Raw genomic sequence first — 18,555 nt, forward strand, 5'->3', positions numbered from 1 at the left:
CCGTTCAACCTTTTCTAATTGCCCAAAACTCGAGTTCCAATTCCGGAAAACTGCCGCCGACATGAATCGCAAAGCCGCCGGAAGCCGCCATTTTTGCCCATAGCTCGCTTTGCTTGTTCAGCTCGAAATAAGAGTAACCGGCATGGTAAGGAATCTGCCGCGGCGCGACCGGCAAGGCCTGAATCGCAATGCCGGGCAGCGCCGAACGCACCAGCAATTGAATGTCTTCGACCGGGCCAATCTTAGCCTGCGGCGGGAAATGGCTGCGGATCAATTCGGAAGATACCTGAGCCTTCGCGGCAAGCACAAAAATTGCACCCTCCAACAACTGTAATTCCGGGCGTTTTGCGACATAGACGCCAGGCCGGGCTTCGGCCAACGGCAACTGCACCGCATTCTGTTCCAGCACCATGCTCAACAGGCTACGCAGTTCGTCAATCAACGGAATGAAACTGGCTTTCAAGTCGTCGTGCCGGTAATCGGGAAACGCAATCGGCCGTTTGCCGGGGCGATAAAAGGTCGCCAATTCGCCGGCCATTTGCAGGCAAAGCCGGAAAAAATCTTCCGGATGCATCACCGAAGTATTGGCCAGATGCGCCAGCAGCGGTTCGTAGCGGTTGATCAGCTGCAGCAGCATGAAGTCGGCGATTTCTGCCACGCCGCCCTGGCTGCTGCCGGCGACTCGTCCCGCCAACGCTTCGCCGCGCGTATGCAGCAAGCCTTGCAACTCGCCGGCAAAGCTGCCCAACAGGCCCGCAGAGGCGCAGTGCACGGCCGGCGGAATGTACTGTTTGTCGAGAATTACCGTCTTGTCGGCGCGCACTTCGACGACCCTGGCGATACCCAGACAGACATAGCCCGAACGCTCCTGGCTTTCGCACATCAGGCGCGGCTTCAGTGCGCCGATCTGTACGTCGTAGCGTCCGTCGGAGCCGCTGTTATGATCGCGGACCTGGCGTTCGGTCAGGCGGTAACGGGCCATGTTGTCCGGAAAAGCCTCGCTGTCGACTTCGGTAGCATCCGACCGGCGCAGCGGCAAGGCCAAATAGACAATACTGGCCTTTTCATTTTCGGGTACGTCCAGCGGCATCGGCAGATCATCGTCTTGCGGCAGGTTGAAGGGAGTGCCGTCCGGAAAGACGCCCTTGCATTCGCAAAGCCCGACCTTGCCGATCGCGAGGCATCCCTGGTCGAGTTTCAGGCTTGCAAAGCCCCAGGCATAGGCGTGAATGCCCAGCGACAAGCCATGCAGCAGGCTTTCAAAATAGCGGTCATGCTGCTGGAAATGCTGGGGACGAAGGAACATTCCCTCGGACCAGACTACCCTATTGTGTTCAGACATATTGTGGTTTCCCGGCAGAAGTGCGGTAATAAGGCTATTGTTTTGAGGAGCGGCTCAGCAACTGCATTTGCTGCTCATAAGCATCGCCGAAAGCGTCCCCGAAAAAGTCTTCCTGGGCGGAAGCCTTCAGCTTCGGGTATTGATTCGTATAGTGCTCCCAGCATTTGGCTTTTTTCTGAAACTGGATCCCTTCGCCTTGGGCTTTCTCGATCAATTCGGGATCGAAACCGCGCAGAATATCCGCCAGCGCGGCCTGGATGCCGGCGGTCATCGCCATCTGATGATTCATGATGTCCGCAAATCCTTCCCGCACCGCTTCTTTCGGCGTCAAAAAGCCGGGATTCGTCGGCGCCAGAATCAGGCGCAGCGCATCATCGACATTCGGGGTAAATTTCAACGGATTATTGTCGACCGACCGCATCGTGGTCACCGAAACGCGAAACTGGCTTTTCAGCTCCGCGCGGGCGCGCAGTACGCACATCAGTCCTTCGACCATGCTGCGCAGCAGTTCGCCAGAGGTCCGGAACAACTCCGACCATTGTTCCGGTGACAAAAACTGGGAATCGTCAATCCCTGCCCCGGTTAGAAATGCACGAATCAGTTCGCTGTCCGCTGCCGCTCTTTCAGTATTGGAAGGGGCGGTCATGCGCACCCGGGCTTCCTGAGGAGCCACATGGGGCTTCGGTATTGGAGCTACCGCCTCCGGTTCTCTCGCCTCGACACTGTGAATTGCCGTCTCCAAGCTAAAGGGCGCGGCTGGATCAGCTTCGCGTCCGGAACCTGCCTCTGGGAATGGATTTGACGAAAATGGAGACGCAGGTAGCTCGTTCGCCGCTACCAGTTCCTCTTGATCGGTTGCCGCGGTATTAAACGGCGAAGCCGGCAAATCCGCCGTATCAAGGTGCGGCGAAGTGGCAGCCGACATCTTAGCGGATTCCAGCATACTCTCTTCCTCAAAAAAATCGGCTGGCAGTTCGGGGAAATCGGAAAGCAATGAAGGGCTCGAGGCTGACGGCTTAAAAGCGCGGCCGTCCGGCGCAGACGGGGAAGCCGACAAATGATCCAGGGTCGAGAGTAGATCGCCGAAGTCGAGATCATCTTTCACCTCTTCCTTCTTCTGAAGCCGAGGATCCGCTTGGGCTTCCGGTGGGGTAAAGCTTTGATGAAAAACCGAAGCATCGGGCTGTTCGATGAAACTTTGATGTGTTTCGGTTTTTACTGCGACACTGGGTTGAGGGCCAGAAAGTCCGCCCAAGGCGCTGCTATCGGCCAAATCCAGCTGACGGACAGGCTCTACATAAGACTGATAAGGCTGCGAGAATGCCGGCGCCGATTCGATTATCGTCACCACCAGTTCATATTCACCGATGCGCAGTTTTTCGCCATCGGTCAAAGCCGCTCGGGCCTGCTGCAGCTGCTGGCCCTGCTGTTCCAGGTAAGTCCCTCCGGCGCTACAGTCCTGAATGAAATACTGCCCCCTTTCGTATTGAATCTCGGCATGCAGGCGGGAGATGTACTTTTCGGGATCGGGTAACACCATCTGGTTATCCGGCGAACGTCCGATCGAACCGCCCTGCTCTTCAAACCGAACGCTGATTTCTGACGTCAGCGGCGCATCCTTGTAACTGACGGCTTTAATGATCAATGTCATCTTCGCCCCCACCAACGATTGAACGGCAGCACGGACAAATGAGCGGAGAACTGAATTGACAGATAAGGGGAAGCGGACCAGAGCATCGAACCGAGAAAACAGCCAATCATTAAAAACGCCTATGATACAAATATTGCCATATTTTCAACAAGCATCTTCCTTATGGCTTGTTTATGCCCGGTTGGAGCGGCTCAACGCGCACCGTATTGCCTTGCAGTTTGATTTCGGCCGTTTGCGTCTGGTGAGCTGTCACCGGTAGCATGGCGCGCCATTGCGCGTTATCCAGCAGCCTAAAAGCGGCGAAGATTCCTAGCGTTTTGATGTCGGGCTCCAGCTGCAACGAAAGCGACAGATGGTCGTTCGGCTTGATCAGCAGTTCTTGTTTCCTTGCCATTTCAGCGGACAGCGTCGCCTGATCCTTATCGAACAGCGAAAAAAAGTCGGCGGAATTAAAGGCACTGGTCTCCCGCAATTGATAAATCCGGAGCATGACCGGGGCGCCGGCACCGATCGCGTCCGCATTCAGGTTTGCCGCGCTGCTGATCTTTAAATTCACGACGGTCGGCGGCTCCGGCACGGGGGCAGGGGGCGCCGGAGGCGCGCTGCCGCAAGCCTGCAACAATACAAAACTCAAAACCGGTACAAAACGGGATCGTTTCATTTACTCATTTCCACTTTTAACACTTACATTCGAGAGCTTCGTAGATACTCAAGGCGATCCGATTTTTCTAAAGGAGATCAATTGATCATTACGATTCCACCCTTCATGGTTAGTATACCGTCGCCGTTAACGGTGGTCATCGGGCTTTTGAGATCGGTCTTAACCTGTCCTTCTATCGTGATCATGATGCCCTTCAAGGTAATCCCTTTCTGATCGATCGTTATGCTGTTCTGGCCAACCTTCAGTTCGATCGACTGCATGGCCTCTTCTTCGATGCTGCCGAGATCGACCTTTACCGTACGGTTGCCTGTTTTGACCTTCACGCTGTCATTCCCGGTGTCGATGCTGGCAGAGCGATTTCCGGTTTTCACCGTCAGTTCGTGATTGCCGGTATCGACGCTGACCGTCCGGTTGCCCGTTTTTACCGTCAGGCTGTCGTTACCCTGATCCAACGTAACAGTCCGGTGATTGTAGATATCAATGGCTTGATCGCCGGCGTCTTTCTTATCGAAGCCGATCTTTTGCACGTCGTTGTTCTCGACAATCCGTGTGAAGTTTTTTTCGGCATGAATATAAAGCTCTTCTTCGCCTTTTTTGTCTTCGAAACGGATTTCATTGAAATTCTCCGCCCCTGCCCCTTTGCTGCTGCGGGATTTTATCCCGCTTTGGGTTTTGTTCGCCTCAAGTTCGTACGGCGGCATCTGGTCGGCATTATAGACTGCCCCTGTAACGATCGGCCGATCGGGATTGCCTTCCAAAAAATCAACGATCACTTCCTGGCCGACACGCGGAATATGGATCGCGCCCCAGTTTTTACCGGCCCAGATCTGGGCGACGCGCACCCAACAGGAACTGTTTTCATCCTTTTTACCCTCTCGGTCCCAATGAAACTGGACTTTAATCCGTCCGTATTTGTCAGTGTAAATTTCCTCTCCGGATTTACCGACCACGATAGCGGTCTGTACGCCCTGCACGACCGGGATAGGAGTCAGGCGGACCGGCCGGTATTGGTTTTCCGCTTTGGCAGGAAGCACGCGGTAAGCGCACTCGTATTCCTCGGCACAATCGCTGATTCCATCCGATTCGTAACCGTTGTTCTGAATCCGAAGATCCGAGGAAACGATTACGTATTCGCGATTTTGGTCGGCTACCGGAAAATCGACCAGGGTGAATTTCATCCCGGCCGCGAGCTGACGTGCGTTCCCGCGCGCGGAGATTTGTTCGAACTGGCTGCGCAACTCTTCCAGGCGTACTTTAGAGTAGTGTTCGCCCTCGGGCTTCTTTTTATAGCCCCCCGGATAATCGTAAACTTCTTTACTCCCTTCAGAGTGCGCTCCAGGATTGGATGACTTGGAGGTTAAATCAGTGCTCGGCGCCTCAAAATCGAAGTCGTCCAATTCGTAATTTCCCGGCTGTATTTCTTGGCTCAAACTCCATTCGTATATGTGCCCTTCCTTGCGGCGATTTTCGTTGGCTTGGGGAAAATACAAAATATTGGCATTAACCGGAGCGCTTTTTTGTGAGGATACTGAGTCACAGAGCATCAAAGTATGGCTCGTATTGCCATGATCGAAATAGTAATAGATCCCCTCGTCCTCCATCAGGCGGCTGATAAAATCAAAATCGGATTCGCGGTATTGGACGCAATATTCGCGTTTCGAATATTCGTGGGAAAGTTTCAGTTCAACCTCCGAAACTCCGTGCTCTTCGAGGATCAGTTTGACGATCTCCGGCACGGTCTTCAGGGTGGGCATGATTCGGCAATTGCTGCGCCGCGTCAATAACCAGGCCTTGGGCCTGAGCGTAGCCCGGTAATGATAAAATCGGCCCATCATCCCACACCGACTGGCCCGGATCACCATGCCATTGATCGAGCGCTGCCCGGCTTCGTCCAGAAGGTTCAACTTGATGGTCATGCTCTTGCCGAGCAAAGGCTTTAAATTAATATTATTTTTTTCGCTGAGCAGGTCCAGTTCGTATTCGAACAACCGGCTCAGCTGCTCGCTGCCGGATACGCGCCACAGAAATAAATCGTTTTCAGGTAGCGGTGTTGTAACCGAAGCCACACGGCCTGCTTGAGAAATGGGCATAACAATTCCTGATCAATTCGGCTTTAATTTGTCAATGGACTATAACGGCCCCACTAAAACGAGCCATTTGATATTTCCCGGAATTCACTGCGTTATTTGTTGTTATTTATTAGCCGATCAAAACCGTGGGATACCCCAAAACAATCATTCCCCCATGGGCGGTCGAATCTCCCATTCGGGCGGCCGGCATGCCACCGATAAATACGGTGAAAGATCCCAGAACAATCGCATCCGGAGGGCCTACGCAGGTTGCCATGTCGCCGACTCTTGCCGCAGGCAGTTTGCCAATCAGCACCGTCAGTTCTCCCGGCGGCAAAATTGGCCCCCCGACATGCGGTTTAGGACCGTCAAACATCGGACAAACATGCATATCAGAAACACGTGCCGCAGGCTGGCCCATCGTTTATAGCCTCCAAATCAACCTTGCCAGGGACGCCCATTGCCGCCGTTCGCTATGTCGACGCCCTGGGTCAAAAAGAAACGGTATTTTTCCTGGATCGACGCCGGTTGCCCAATCACGGCCGCCAGCATCACCGCACCCGCGACCGCCTTGGCCGTCAAATTATCCGCCGGCGGCACCGCCGGGGCATCTTCAGGTACCATGCTGCCCTCGCTCCAAAACGCCGCCATCGCCGCCCAGGAGGCAGGACTGTCGAAAGCCGTGGCCTGTGCCGCCGCCTCGGCCAGCCTGCGATTGGCCTCCGTCGGCTTGTATACCCATTGTTCCGCCGCTGCAAGTGCTTGGACGGCTACCGGTGGCGCCTCCGGACCCAGCACGCCGCGCGTACAAATACACGCCCACCATGCCGCTTCCCGTTTGGGCAGCACGCGCGCCAGAAAACGTACCGCGTCGGGGTAAGACTCGCGTTCAAACAAAGCATTCAGAAATTCAACCGGCGAGGGGTCACTCGCAAGACACTGCACCGCCGCCGGATCGAGGTCGATGTCCTGACAAAGCGCCGCAGCTTTCGGTGAAACAACTTTCTTCAATACGTCAAAACCGGCCATTTGTTCTTCTTGCCCCTTGTCTTTCGAACTCCCGCAGCGCGCACTGACTCCATGCCGTCGCATGCGATATCGGCAGTAAATGAAAGAGCCGACTTTAACATGAAATCAAGCGGCAAGCTATGACCAGATGGCGTTTCTTTAGACTACTTCCGGACGGTCCTGTCAGTTCCGGCAGAAATAGATTGCCATGATCGTCATACCAGAACCAACGGCTCTTATCGCCCAAAGCATCCTTTCCTATTTTGGCGATCAATTACGGTTTAGATCCATATATCGACGTTGCACCGCTTCGGCATTACCGAGAATTGAATATTGCAAAGGCGGGGCCGTCCGGCATGACACCTTAATCGATTCGTCGCCATGCCCAGCGAACTGAACCTCCGCCGTGTTGATCCATGTCGAAGCCGATCGCATCGTTCAATGCTTTACGGATGATTTCGAACTCCAGCTCCGACAGAACGGCGTATAGCTTTTAGCACTTCGAATTTTACCGTCTTTGTGCATCTGTTACTGACGGTTAAACTGAATCCCAGGATGAACCGATCATATCCCATTCGCTTGGGGACGAAGAGGTGCCTCGTTCTCCTTTCTCAAAAGTCTAATCCGTTCTTCACGGAACGGATTGGACCGCTCCGTCCACCAGCGAAACCCGATATTTGCGTTGTTTTTCGTCTTCGATCAGCAGCGCATCGCCGCCCTGGTTTAACACAAGGCTTTTGAAAAAAACGATCTGCACGTCGGTCTCGCGGTTCGAATCGAGTGCGGTATCGTAAACTTTGGCGAGCCACACGCGTTTACCCGTCGCGACCTCGGTCGCGCTGACGTAGCCCCCCGGCGGTAATCCCTTTGACGAAGGAGCCTTGATTTGTTCGTAGCGTATGCCCTGGTGCACGACCGGCGCAACCTCGGGGGCGCGAATCCGGCTGGATGAACGTATAGGGCGGCCGTCTGAAGCATCGGTCATGATGAGTACCTCGTGAGATTCTGTTGAAAAAACGGAAGGAGCGAAAGGTGCCGGCTGGTTGGCGGAAACGCCGGCCTCTCCTGGCAGGCTCCGGCACATGAACAGCGCGGCGAGCATGAAACTAACAATCCGCATGAACGCCTCCTTTACGGCGTTTTCAATGCCGTCTTGCGTTCGCTATCGGACAGTGCATTCGCACAATCGGCGGCGAAGTAAGCCCAGTTTTCGGCATTCGTAATCGCCTTGTTGCCATTGAATTTCGGGTCCATCGGATTGATGCCCTGCCAACCGTAAGAATTGTCGCGCGGGTAGTCTTTCGTATCCAACTCGCTGTGCGTCAGCTCATGGATGATGATGCGCGCCCAATTATTGCGCCCGGACAACACGTTCGCGCCACGGGCAAAAAATCCCTTTTCGATGTAAACGACTTTCAAACTGTCCTTCCAACCGCCGCTCCAGACGAAAGCTTCAGTGTTAGTTTCGTCCGCGGTGCCGCGATCCGGCGGGTTATCGGTAAAGATCAAACGGTTGCCGTTAAGCACCCCCTGAACTTTTTTGAAGCCCGCAGTCAGCTCGCTGACAATCGACGTCAAATCGGTGTCGGACGTGCCCTTGGTTTTGAACCAGCGTTTGACCAGTGTCATTGATTCGCCTTTGTCCTTGCCGGCATTCGCGAGAACTATCAATGTTTTTTGCACCCACGCCAGCGCAAACTGAGCGCCTTCGTGCATGTGTTTCTTTTGCGACGAACTGAAATATTCGCGAACTTTGCCTAGGTTGTCTTTTAACCGCGTTTCGTCGCTGGCCAACGGTTTCAGCTCAAGGCTTGGCCAATCGGTATACCCTTTCGGCACTGAAATCACCCAGAGGCTTTTGGCGCCGGTTTTCGAAATGAAGTAACTGTGGCGCAGCAGTTTCAGCGCGCTCGCGCGCTGTACCAGAACGGCATTACCGCTGAATTTTTTCGCGGTATCGTAGGCGCCGGCCATTCCGAGAATTTTCGCGGCTTCTCCGGAACTGGTTCCGAGCACCACACGGCTCAGCGAGAAGGTCATGATCTCTTTTCTGAGCAGCTCGAGCGCATCCGAACTGGCGTCATCGAAGCCATCGGAAGCGAGCAATTTTTTCAGCTTTTTGATCAGATCATCAACTGACTTGTCGGCAGGAAAAGCGCCGTTGCAAATGCTGTCGCGCGCCGCTTCATATTCTTTGGAAAAACTGTGTGACATATCGGCATCCAAGGCTATCGCATAAATCGTTTACCGTATGAAAACCAGCAAACCCCGTTGTGCGCTTTATTAGTATAAATATATTTCAGTATAAATATTCTTCATAAAGAAATAAAGGGCTTCCAAGAATTAACTTTCGGCATCCACGGCCGGATGTTCCATTTTGGCGTTCGCCCTGTGATCGTGGAAGAGAGCCAAGCCAGATGACTGATCTATCGTTGTATTCTCTCAGCACTGTTAGCGCATTTTTGATTCGGGTGCATAATCTATTCGGTAGGGGTAAACCTTAACATTTTCAACCAAATGATCACCTGAACCGCTAAACACCCTCGCGACTGCTTCATCATCCACTTGGATGGAAAGATCGGGTCCAGCGACAAGGTAAAAATTTGTCTCTTGACCACGAGGCAATAATTGTCGGCTCGAGCCGGTATCGAACCCTGGCTGATTGCGTGTTCCGATTTTGCGGAAATGGGCTATGCTAATCTCCGAAAATAAATTTTATTCATCGCCATCAAACGCATCATTTAAATACCACACCAATCCATAGAAAAAATGCCATTCGCGACATGTCGATGAAAGGTGGAATACGGTCAATCGGCCACACGCTTGACGTTTCCGCATTTCAAGTGATTCACGTATCTTGGAAATTAGCATTGGGTCAAATAATAGCTTCCGCCTACGCTGCGCTTGTAGGGCTCACGAACGCTGACAAAGCCCCAATATTGAAAACGAGGTAAGTCAGTTTGCCCACCCTACCGGGCTCGCGAGAGTTGAGTTCTGAAACGCCCCTGTTACTCCTGCCGCACTGAGCGATTGGTGATATCAACGATGAATTTTCGCCCCTTCTCATCAACAATTTTTAGTTTTTTGCTAAAAAAGGGTTTTGACATGGATTTAATAAAGATATCTTGAACATCTTTCTCCATGCCTGGATCATAGGTCACATCATAAATCTTTAATACCCACAGCTCTTTCCCGCTAGCCATCTCAATGGCCGAGATATAACCTCCGTTCTGTCATAAACCTCAATCTTTTCCCCAATGAATGACTTCATATCTAATACCCTCTATAATAATGGGCGATACATTAGCCGGTGGAATCCTATCTGCTTGCATCATCACATTAACCTCTTTTGAATTTTTAGGCGCCATTTTGGCATCTTGTCCTGCATACGCATAGTTCATATGCACACAGATAATTATAAGGGCTGTCAATTTTAAAAAGACAGTTTGTCTCATCATAAATGAAGACATAAGAAAAAGCCTCCATCCGAGCATATCATTTAAGAAAGCTATTCCTATCGGACTCGGGCATATAGCCCGCCAAATCTACGGCAAAACAGGCCCAACTATCCGCATTGGTGATCGTTTTTGTATAAGGCAAATTCGACTTATTGGGCTTCAACCCTTGATGCCTGTATCGATGATCCTCGGTACGAATCTCATGATGTGAGAACTCATGGATAATGGTTCTCGCACAGGTCCACAAATTCCCGCTTCTGTTCGCCAGGTCGGTAAAAGCGCCTTCAATATAAATAATCGGCCCCCGCCTGGAATCGCTCCCCCCATCAGCGTGTTTCTACGGTCTCGCCAATCGGGATAATCCGTAAAAACCAAGGTATTTGAATTACAGCAAACCGCGATTCTCTTGAATCCATCAGACAATTTAGCAATCGCCTCGTTAATTTCGGTGTCGCCGCAATCCTCATCCATAAACCAGCGTTTTACAAAACTTTTGGTCGTTTCGTTGTTATCTGCAAGCTTTATCTTGGTATCCTCGAATATCTTGAGCGCCAACGCAAGCGCCGAACACATGCTGTTCTTGTCAGTCTCGGAGAAAAGCTCCGCCTCCTTGTTCAACTTGGCTATCACGGTTTCTTTATTGCCGGTGATCTCGTCGAAAATCCAACCCGCATGCTCACTCGGCGGCGAGTAAATCCAAACGTCTTGTGCCCCGCGTTTTTTAGCTCGGTATAAATGCTTGACGAATTTCAACGTCGCGGCGCGGTCATTCACTGCCGTCGGGCTGGCGGTATTGTTTGCCGCCTCGTAAATCACGTCACCGCTCGTTTTTCCCGCGCCGAAAAAACGAACGATTGCATAAGACGTTTGCGAGTAAATTTTATCTCTTACCTTATCGGGAGTTTTAAAGTGGGCAGAACTAAAGCCATCAGGCCCGAACAGACTCGCTATTTGTGCCTCGTCCTTCAAAAACTTCTGCCAATCAGGAGATGAAAACTCTTTGGTGTCGACTATATTCTTTTGCTTTTTTATAGGCTTCGGTAAATATTTTCATCTTTCATACCTAATCGAATTGTTCAAATGAATATCGTATGCCTGGTTAGACGGGTATTTCTCGAACCGGTTTCCTTCCCCCCGCCTCCTAAAGCGCCGCGCTTGATGCGCATGCGTTGTTGGCTTGGCAAAACTCGAAAAACCGTTCGTCGTTCCATTGCATCGACAACGGCCAATGCAACACGAACGTACTTAACGTGGCGTTTTCGTTCGCAATACCGTTTACATCATTCAAATCCATTACCCACATCTACACATCCACCGATCGTTCGCACCGCCTACTTGGCATCATCCACCTGTAAAACTCGCCGCCGATTCCCGGCAAAGTAGGTCGAGCGGCGTTTCATCGCTCGACACTTCAATCGAAGCCAATGCTGGAAACTGTATCGGTCGATTATTTTTCTTCCGTGACGTCCCGTGTCCTCAGGTCGAGCAAGTAGATTTTATGCGCTTCGTTTTCGATGCGTAACTGACTTTTATCCGGGCTGGCAGTCATGTCGGTGATATGGACCTCCTGCACATCCTTCTCTTCGTTGGGGTCGTAGACCGTTCGATAGACAACCAGGGTCCATAATTCTTCGTTTTTGGTCATATCGATGGCGGCGATGACACCGCCATTCTGATCGAAGCCGCGTGACTTCGCACCGCGCACGACTTCGTAGCGGATGTGATCGATCTCTACTGGATCAACAGGCTTCGGTGCCTTTCGTTTGGCTTTTTCTTCCATAGGGACTACCTCTTTGGGCTGTGTTTGGGGAATAGGATCATTGGCGCAGGCGGACAAAGCCATTGACAACATACCAACGCCGCAGCAAATGCGAATAAAATCGACCGCGTTCATTTCAAAACGTTTTTAACGGTGGCCTCGGACAGGACGCCAACTAAATCTGCGCCAAAATACGCCCAACTGTCGGCATTTTTGATTGCATTTGCCGGACTGATACCGCTGCCCGGTTTGAGACCGTCATAGTCGTATCTTATGTCGTCGGTATGGACTTTTTTATGCGACAACTCATGCACCACCGTCAACGCACACAGCCATAGTTTCGGGATGTTACCGAAAAAGGTACGCTTTCCTGCGTCCAGGAAAGCCTGAAAAATGTAGATGACCGGCAGAGTGTCGTCCGCGCGGACCGACGCAAAAGTCGTATCGTTCCAGTCCTTATCGGCCCGCTTATGAGGCCTGTCTGAAAAAATAACGGTCGTGGAGTTGCAGACCGCTTCGATTTTTTTATAGCCGTCCAGCAAAACGGCCGCGGTGGCTTTGACTTCCTGTTCAGTTGCACTGTCGGTATGAAACCAACGCTTGACGACAGCCAGTGTGCTTGCGTCTGCGGTGCCCAGTTTGATCACGATATCCATAGACCATTTGCGCGCCAGTTGCAATGCATCGGACATCATTTTGCGACGAGAAGCGCCGAAGGTTTCCTCCTCTTCCGCCAACATCGTTTCGACGTTTTTTAGCTGCTTTCCATCGAACTGGTCAAACGCCCATTGGGTGTAAGTCTTGGGATGGTCAACCACCCAAATGCTTTGGTTACCTTTTTTGGCTACAAAATACACATGCTTAAACGTTTTAAGCGTGGCCGCCCGGTTCTGGAAACCCGTCGTGCTGGACTTGGCGGCTTTCAAAATTTCACCCGCATGGGCGCTGCCGGGATTGAAGAGATCGAAAATACCCGCCGCGCTTTCGATTTTTTTCCGGGCTTTGCTCAAAGCCTCGCTCTTTGCCGCGTTTGGGCCGGTATCGACACATAACGCTTTCAGCTCCGCCTCGATATCGGACCAACTGCTATCGAGGGACTTGGTTTTCAAGATATCGATTATCTTGGTGTATACCTCGGTAAAGATATCCATAACGCCTCCGATTTTAAATGGTTTAAAAAAGTGAATATTTTCCAGCAAAATCGATAATAATGCGATTCAACTCCATGATCCATACTCATGCGCGTTTCGTCATCCGTACCACGCCTGAAGCGCCCAACGCGCCTTATGCAGTTTTTCGCGAAGTTGAGACGCGGTAGCCCACTCCACATCGACGGTTCCGACTTCAAATTGATTGTAAGGGTTGTAAATCTTGAATTTTTTCATTTTGGCCTCGAAGCCCACTATCAGCAAGGCATGCCCCGAAGAACCGTAATCCCAGGTAAAAAACAAGGGACCGTAGCCTTTCAACACATAAACGAGCTGTTCGTCGTCCCACGCTTTGACCAAACGACCTTCCCAACCGCACATTCTCAGCGCGGAACCTGCAACCGGCCATTCTTCAATATAGATGCCACGCTTGCATAATTCCTTGTAATCCAAACCGGCAGCAGTCAATTTACCGGGAATCGTCGATTCGTCCTTGCCGGCCATTTGTAAATCATACGGTAACACGAAAGCCAACACGTTGCCGTATTGTACTGACCGTAGCCTTCTTTCTTCAGTTTACCCTCGTGGTTGACATCGATTAGCATGCTTGCCCTCTTATTTACAGTCGTTTATATCTACAAAAAAAGCCATCGGATGAACGATAGCGAAGCGCATCGATCGCGAACGATGCGCCTCCTTACGTCGGCACATTCTGTGGCGCGGCTTATGGTCTTACAAATAGCCGAGTAGATCGGGCAGCGCTTTTCTGCCCGACATTTCAGAGCCCGGAAGCATTGAAACATCGGGCTACCCAGCTGAGTTATACTAAAAGTGCGGGTACTTTTAAGAATTTGTTGGTCGAGATTGGCGCGATGGATCCGGTGACTCTCGTTATTGATTCTGAGGTGATGGATAATTTCTTTCATATCGATCGGCATGCAAATTGGTGGACGATGCAAGACGATCTGATCAAGACACTGGCTGCGAAATATCCTCAATTTCGAGACCACATTCAAACCAAAATTAAGCATTTGGCAGGGAGAGAATATGATTGAGTCTATTTTTGATGCTCCGCATCATGCTACCCAAGAAGAGTTTTTCATTTTGTTTCGTGATGCGTTTTCATCACGGCAAGATTATGAACAGCATAGTTCGCGGCATCATGATAATAGACTGCTTCATTTATGGGAGCTTTATCAGTTGCGAAGCGACAAGGCCGGTATGGCGGCCCAAGAAGCGCGTTTAGACGATCCTCATTATCTTGATGAGATCAAATATCGTGATACGTTTGTGGATATAAAAACACTCGGAATTTTGGATCAAACAAGCTGATTTTTTTATTTTCGCTCTGCGGAAATTATTTTTATTTTTTGTTCCGTTTTATCCCTCTTCATTTCGTTTCATTTCCATTTATCTCGCTTTTCCCCTTTCATTTATCTAATTTCTATTCACTTAGCTGTTGATTTAGGGCTACCGCCGTGTGTAGGCAATGCCGTTAAGTTAATGAGCTGTAGGCCGGGCATGTTTTTGACGCCAGCGGTCTCCATCCAGCTTCAAAATTGCGGTCATCTTATCAGCCTTCCTGATCGTCGGACGGCGATAAAACTGTCGCCGTCATTCGGTTTTTTGCTCGCGTTTTCGGCGCTTAATGGTCGCCGTTCGCGTCAAGCGTAGCCCAAGTCTGCACTTGCTTGGCGTGAATCGACAGGGCCGCATAAGCAAAGCTGTCAGCGTTACGCACCGACTCATCCGGCGTCATCGTGGCGTAGCCGCCTTCGTGACCGTAAAAGACGTCGTCGGTATGCCAGTATGAATGGGTCGCTTCGTGGATAATCAGACGCGCCAGCCCGCGACTGGAATATTGCTTCGCCAGATCGAACGCCACGTGCACCGGCCCGGCAAGCTCAAGGAAGAGCGCTTTCCGGGTGCTCACGTAGCCTTCGATGTAAGGCATGTCAATCACGTCTTGCGCGCTGAGCGGAGAGCCACCCATAGTTTTGCGGTTGCCTCCGTCTATGTCGAGCAGATACATGCCCGTGTTGATGTGAAATGAAGTCGACAACATGCACGCCCTGATCTTGTTCAGGTAGCGCAGCCGCTGAAACTTGGTTTCACCCGGCTGTCCCAAATGGAAGTGTTCGGTTACGATATCCGTCAAATAGGTTTCAGGACGCTGAAAGAACACCACGCGATCCATCTTCCAGACGGTGGCGCGCATGATCTCGGCCGATAACTTCACGGCCTCCACCAGCTTCTTCTTGGTAGCTTTGTCGGGCTTATTCTGGTCGCTGTATTTGATCAACAGACAAGGGTGAACCAATTCCTTCTTGTTCAGATGCTTCTTGGCCATTCGATGACTCCTCTGTGCGTTTCGGTTATGTATGATGTGGTTTCGGGAAGCGCCGATGCAAAACCGGCAGGTTCGGTTCTTACTATTCCAAAACTCGAACCCACCCTTGATTATTCGTCAGCTCTTGGTGCGAATCCATTCGATTAAGAATCGTTTTCTCTATGGCATACCCGAAAAAATCGGGCAGCCCTTTTTTTCGAGCAGGCGCATTCTCGAAGGTATTTTTGTAGGTTTTCTTTGCAACTCTGCATCTGTCTGCATCTCCTCGTCACCATCATTTTTCCTTAAACAAACCAAAGAAACACCTGGTTCCGGCATAGATAGCTCCCGGATTCGTTATCGAACGGAAAAAACGGGCGATGAAGCGAGTTGCTTATTCAAACCCATACCCAAAATCCCCATCCGCGACGCTTACATGTACCCGATCGATCGGCTTGCCTTCCATCATCCGGGTTAAAAACTCTTCGCTGATCCGGGGCAGCACCGTGTTGGTCAGGATGGCATCGATCATACGTCCGCCGCTTTCGAGTTCGGTGCAACGGCTCGCGATCAGCTTGATCACTTCGTCGTCATACGTGAACGGCACTTTGTGGCTTTCGGCGATACGTTTCTTGATGCGGCCGAGTTGCAGGCGGGCGATCGCGCCGATCATTTCGTCGCTGAGCGGGTAATACGGAATCACGACCAGCCTGCCGAGCAAGGCCGGCGGAAACACTTTCAAAAGCGGCTCTCGGAGCGCTTTCGAGATGCCTTCCGGGTCCGGCATCAGTTCCGGGTCGCTGCACAGCCCCGCGATCAGGTCGGTGCCGGCGTTCGTGGTCAATAGGATCAGCGTGTTCTTGAAGTCGATCACCCGGCCTTCGCCGTCTTCCATCCAGCCTTTGTCGAACACCTGGAAGAAAATTTCGTGTACGTCGGGATGCGCTTTTTCGACTTCGTCGAGCAACACTACGCTGTACGGGCGGCGACGCACCGCTTCGGTCAACACGCCGCCCTCGCCGTAACCGACATAACCAGGCGGCGCACCTTTCAAGGTCGAGACAGTATGCGCCTCTTGATATTCGCTCATGTTGATCGTGATCACGTTTTGCTCGCCGCCGTACAATACTTCGGCCAAGGCCAACGCGGTTTCGGTCTTGCCGACGCCGGAAGTGCCGGCCAGCATGAATACGCCGATCGGCTTGTTCGGGTTGTCGAGCCCCGCGCGCGAGGTTTGAATGCGCCGGGCGATCATTTCGAGCGCATGACGCTGGCCGACGATGCGCTGTTCGAGCAAGCCGGGCAATTTCAGCACCGTTTCGATTTCGTTTTTGACCATGCGCCCGACCGGAATGCCGGTCCAGTCTTGCACGACCGCGCCAACCGCGTGCTGATCGACGGTCGGCAGAATCAACGGATTTTCACCCTGCTGTTCGTGCAGTTTTTCCTGCAAATCTTTCAGTTCCGCCAATAACGCTTCGCGGTCGTTTGCCTCTTCGGCCGGCGCTACGCCGGTTTTGTCGACTTCGTGTCCAGCCGCGCGCAGTTTCGCGCGTAAATCGAGAATTTTGCCGACCAATTCTTTTTCGGCTTGCCAGCGCGTGTCGAGCTCGGCAAGGCGGGCTTTTTCGGCTTCGAGTTTTTCGTTGGCCGCCTGTTCACGCCCGGCGACCTCGATGCCGACCGCTTTTTCGCGGCCGATGATGCCGAGCTCGGTATTCAGCGCATCGATCCGCTTCCGGCAATCGTCGACCTCGGCCGGCACCGCGTGCTGGCTGATGCCGACCCGCGCGCAAGCGGTATCGAGCAGGCTGACCGCTTTGTCCGGCAATTGCCGAGCAGGAATATAGCGGTGCGAGAGCTTGACCGCCGCTTCGAGCGCCTCGTCGAGCACCAGGACCTGATGGTGTTTTTCCTGCACCGAGACGACGCCGCGCATCATGCGGATCGCTTTTTCCTCGCTCGGTTCGTGCACTTGCACGACTTGAAAACGGCGGGTCAACGCCGGGTCTTTTTCGATGTGTTTCTTGTATTCGGCCCAGGTCGTCGCCGCGACCGTGCGCAACGCGCCGCGCGCCAAGGCCGGCTTCAACAGGTTCGCCGCATCGCCGGTGCCGGCCGCGCCGCCCGCGCCGACCAAGGTGTGCGCTTCGTCGATGAACAGAATGATCGGCTTCGGCGACGACTGCACTTCTTCGATCACTTGACGCAGACGGTTCTCGAACTCGCCTTTCATGCTCGCGCCGGCTTGCAGCAAGCCGACATCCAACGTTCTGAGCGTCACGTCTTTCAACGACGGCGGCACGTCGCCGGCAACGATTTTGAGCGCGAAGCCTTCGACGACCGCCGTTTTGCCGACCCCGGCCTCGCCGGTCAGAATCGGGTTGTTTTGCCGGCGGCGCATCAAAATGTCGATCACCTGACGGATTTCTTCGTCGCGGCCGACGATCGGGTCGATCTTGCCGCGCCGCGCCTGTTCGGTCAAATCGACGGTAAATTGCTTCAACGCTTCCTGTTTGCCCATCGCGGCCGGCGCGATCGCGCCGCTCGCCTCGCCGGGCGCCGCCCCGGCTTGAAAACCGTCGCTCGCGGCCAAGCCGTCTTCGGGCGAACCGGCCACGATGTTGGACAATTCGTCGCTGAGCACGTCGGGCTTGATTTTTTCGAACTCGCGGGAAATGCCGACCAATTGGTTGCGCAGGGTGGGGGTTTTCAAGATGCCAACCAACAGGTGGCCGCCGCGCACTTGGCTTTCGCCGAACATCAACGTACCGTACACCCAGCCGCGCTCGATCGAATCGGCGATGTGCGGCGAAAAATCGGAGATCGCGGTCGATCCGCGCGGCAACCGGTCGAGTGCGTTGGTCACGTCGCGCGCCAGCACCGAGGCGTCGAGGCTGTAATGTTTGAGCACGCGGTGCAAATCGGAATCGGGCAATTGCAAGAGCTGGCTCAGCCAATGCACCAGCTCGACGTAGGGGTTGCCTCTGAGTTTGCAGAACACGGTCGCGCCTTCGACGGCCTTGTAGCAAACCCGGTTTAACTTTCCAAATAATTTGACTCGGCTTATTTCTGCCATGACTCGTTCCTGCTGATCGATTGTTGTTATAGTGTGTGCCGTCCGGCTTTA

19 protein-coding genes are annotated in these 18,555 nt (G+C 52.6%); 2 read left to right on the top strand and 17 right to left on the bottom strand.

Features of this window, described 5'->3' with window-relative positions:
• Window positions 1-4: 4 nt before the first annotated feature.
• The 15 genes from tssK to METAL_RS15010 all read right to left on the bottom strand — a co-directional run bounded on the left by tssK (window position 5) and on the right by METAL_RS15010 (window position 13,621).
• Window positions 5-1,342, bottom strand: a complete 1,338-nt coding sequence (gene tssK, locus METAL_RS14950) for a type VI secretion system baseplate subunit TssK (RefSeq protein WP_005373573.1) — start codon at window positions 1,340-1,342, stop codon at window positions 5-7.
• Between the two features lie 34 nt (window positions 1,343-1,376).
• The gene (gene tagH, locus METAL_RS14955; protein ID WP_005373575.1) at window positions 1,377-2,993 is read right to left on the bottom strand and encodes a type VI secretion system-associated FHA domain protein TagH; all 1,617 of its coding nucleotides are present in this window, start codon (window positions 2,991-2,993) and stop codon (window positions 1,377-1,379) included.
• A 160-nt stretch (window positions 2,994-3,153) separates the two neighbouring features.
• Window positions 3,154-3,654 carry a type VI secretion system lipoprotein TssJ gene (tssJ, locus tag METAL_RS14960; RefSeq protein WP_005373577.1) on the bottom strand — a complete coding sequence of 167 codons (501 nt, stop codon included), beginning with the start codon at window positions 3,652-3,654 and terminating at the stop codon, window positions 3,154-3,156.
• A 77-nt stretch (window positions 3,655-3,731) separates the two neighbouring features.
• A complete protein-coding gene (locus METAL_RS14965) occupies window positions 3,732-5,744 on the bottom strand; it encodes a type VI secretion system Vgr family protein (RefSeq protein WP_005373578.1) in 2,013 nt (670 codons plus the stop codon).
• Between the two features lie 109 nt (window positions 5,745-5,853).
• A complete protein-coding gene (locus METAL_RS14970; protein WP_005373580.1) occupies window positions 5,854-6,144 on the bottom strand; it encodes a PAAR domain-containing protein in 291 nt (96 codons plus the stop codon).
• A 17-nt stretch (window positions 6,145-6,161) separates the two neighbouring features.
• Window positions 6,162-6,752: a DUF6931 family protein gene (locus tag METAL_RS14975; RefSeq protein WP_031429650.1), complete on the bottom strand. Its 591-nt coding sequence runs from the start codon at window positions 6,750-6,752 to the stop codon at window positions 6,162-6,164.
• Between the two features lie 610 nt (window positions 6,753-7,362).
• Window positions 7,363-7,716: a hypothetical protein gene (locus METAL_RS20110; protein WP_157203356.1), complete on the bottom strand. Its 354-nt coding sequence runs from the start codon at window positions 7,714-7,716 to the stop codon at window positions 7,363-7,365.
• 146 nt (window positions 7,717-7,862) lie between these two features.
• Window positions 7,863-8,945, bottom strand: a complete 1,083-nt coding sequence (locus tag METAL_RS14985) for a M35 family metalloendopeptidase (protein ID WP_005373586.1) — start codon at window positions 8,943-8,945, stop codon at window positions 7,863-7,865.
• A gap of 794 nt (window positions 8,946-9,739) precedes the next feature.
• Window positions 9,740-9,934: a hypothetical protein gene (locus tag METAL_RS21660; RefSeq protein WP_245549391.1), complete on the bottom strand. Its 195-nt coding sequence runs from the start codon at window positions 9,932-9,934 to the stop codon at window positions 9,740-9,742.
• 39 nt (window positions 9,935-9,973) lie between these two features.
• Complete coding sequence (locus METAL_RS21665; protein ID WP_245549392.1) at window positions 9,974-10,189, bottom strand: hypothetical protein; 216 nt, start codon at window positions 10,187-10,189, stop codon at window positions 9,974-9,976.
• 37 nt (window positions 10,190-10,226) lie between these two features.
• Complete coding sequence (locus METAL_RS21670; protein ID WP_245549393.1) at window positions 10,227-10,436, bottom strand: M35 family metallo-endopeptidase; 210 nt, start codon at window positions 10,434-10,436, stop codon at window positions 10,227-10,229.
• Window positions 10,349-11,158 carry a M35 family metalloendopeptidase gene (locus tag METAL_RS14995; protein WP_051040407.1) on the bottom strand — a complete coding sequence of 270 codons (810 nt, stop codon included), beginning with the start codon at window positions 11,156-11,158 and terminating at the stop codon, window positions 10,349-10,351. Before METAL_RS14995 ends, METAL_RS21670 begins: the two co-directional genes overlap by 88 nt.
• A 478-nt stretch (window positions 11,159-11,636) precedes the next feature.
• Entirely contained in the window at window positions 11,637-12,083 is a 447-nt protein-coding gene (locus METAL_RS15000) for a hypothetical protein (RefSeq protein WP_157203357.1), read from the bottom strand.
• Window positions 12,080-13,147 (bottom strand): M35 family metalloendopeptidase, encoded by a 1,068-nt coding sequence (locus tag METAL_RS15005; RefSeq protein ID WP_157203358.1) that lies wholly within the window; start codon window positions 13,145-13,147, stop codon window positions 12,080-12,082. Before METAL_RS15005 ends, METAL_RS15000 begins: the two co-directional genes overlap by 4 nt.
• Window positions 13,148-13,198: 51 nt before the next feature.
• Window positions 13,199-13,621 carry a papain-like cysteine protease family protein gene (locus METAL_RS15010; RefSeq protein WP_245549540.1) on the bottom strand — a complete coding sequence of 141 codons (423 nt, stop codon included), beginning with the start codon at window positions 13,619-13,621 and terminating at the stop codon, window positions 13,199-13,201.
• 269 nt (window positions 13,622-13,890) lie between these two features.
• Between METAL_RS15010 and METAL_RS15015 the strand changes: the two genes are divergently transcribed.
• Window positions 13,891-14,151: a hypothetical protein gene (locus METAL_RS15015; RefSeq protein WP_031429658.1), complete on the top strand. Its 261-nt coding sequence runs from the start codon at window positions 13,891-13,893 to the stop codon at window positions 14,149-14,151.
• Window positions 14,144-14,428, top strand: coding sequence for a hypothetical protein (locus METAL_RS15020; protein WP_005373601.1), 285 nt, complete (start codon window positions 14,144-14,146; stop codon window positions 14,426-14,428). The genes METAL_RS15015 and METAL_RS15020 overlap by 8 nt, the downstream gene beginning before the upstream one ends.
• Window positions 14,429-14,741: 313 nt before the next feature.
• Here the strand turns inward: METAL_RS15020 and METAL_RS15025 are convergent, their stop codons facing one another.
• A complete protein-coding gene (locus METAL_RS15025; protein ID WP_005373602.1) occupies window positions 14,742-15,446 on the bottom strand; it encodes a M35 family metallo-endopeptidase in 705 nt (234 codons plus the stop codon).
• A 373-nt stretch (window positions 15,447-15,819) separates the two neighbouring features.
• Window positions 15,820-18,504: a type VI secretion system ATPase TssH gene (gene tssH / locus METAL_RS15030; protein ID WP_005373608.1), complete on the bottom strand. Its 2,685-nt coding sequence runs from the start codon at window positions 18,502-18,504 to the stop codon at window positions 15,820-15,822.
• Window positions 18,505-18,555 lie beyond the last annotated feature (51 nt).

It is taken from the genome of Methylomicrobium album BG8 (assembly GCF_000214275.2).
GTDB classification, from domain to species: Bacteria; Pseudomonadota; Gammaproteobacteria; order Methylococcales; family Methylomonadaceae; genus Methylomicrobium; species Methylomicrobium agile.

Bases quoted from the DNA above. Each gene is read 5' to 3' on its own strand.
- tagH (WP_005373575.1), bottom strand. From the start codon at position 2,993: ATGACATTGATCATTAAAGCCGTCAGTTACAAGGATGCGCCGCTGACG.
- tssJ (WP_005373577.1), bottom strand. From the start codon at position 3,654: ATGAAACGATCCCGTTTTGTACCGGTTTTGAGTTTTGTATTGTTGCAG.
- METAL_RS21660 (WP_245549391.1), bottom strand. From the start codon at position 9,934: ATGGCTAGCGGGAAAGAGCTGTGGGTATTAAAGATTTATGATGTGACC.
- METAL_RS14975 (WP_031429650.1), bottom strand. From the start codon at position 6,752: ATGGCCGGTTTTGACGTATTGAAGAAAGTTGTTTCACCGAAAGCTGCG.
- METAL_RS15020 (WP_005373601.1), top strand. From the start codon at position 14,144: ATGATTGAGTCTATTTTTGATGCTCCGCATCATGCTACCCAAGAAGAG.
- METAL_RS14965 (WP_005373578.1), bottom strand. From the start codon at position 5,744: ATGCCCATTTCTCAAGCAGGCCGTGTGGCTTCGGTTACAACACCGCTA.
- METAL_RS20110 (WP_157203356.1), bottom strand. From the start codon at position 7,716: ATGACCGATGCTTCAGACGGCCGCCCTATACGTTCATCCAGCCGGATT.
- METAL_RS14970 (WP_005373580.1), bottom strand. From the start codon at position 6,144: ATGGGCCAGCCTGCGGCACGTGTTTCTGATATGCATGTTTGTCCGATG.
- METAL_RS15000 (WP_157203357.1), bottom strand. From the start codon at position 12,083: ATGAACGCGGTCGATTTTATTCGCATTTGCTGCGGCGTTGGTATGTTG.
- METAL_RS15025 (WP_005373602.1), bottom strand. From the start codon at position 15,446: ATGGCCAAGAAGCATCTGAACAAGAAGGAATTGGTTCACCCTTGTCTG.
- METAL_RS21665 (WP_245549392.1), bottom strand. From the start codon at position 10,189: ATGATGAGACAAACTGTCTTTTTAAAATTGACAGCCCTTATAATTATC.
- METAL_RS14985 (WP_005373586.1), bottom strand. From the start codon at position 8,945: ATGTCACACAGTTTTTCCAAAGAATATGAAGCGGCGCGCGACAGCATT.
- tssK (WP_005373573.1), bottom strand. From the start codon at position 1,342: ATGTCTGAACACAATAGGGTAGTCTGGTCCGAGGGAATGTTCCTTCGT.
- tssH (WP_005373608.1), bottom strand. From the start codon at position 18,504: ATGGCAGAAATAAGCCGAGTCAAATTATTTGGAAAGTTAAACCGGGTT.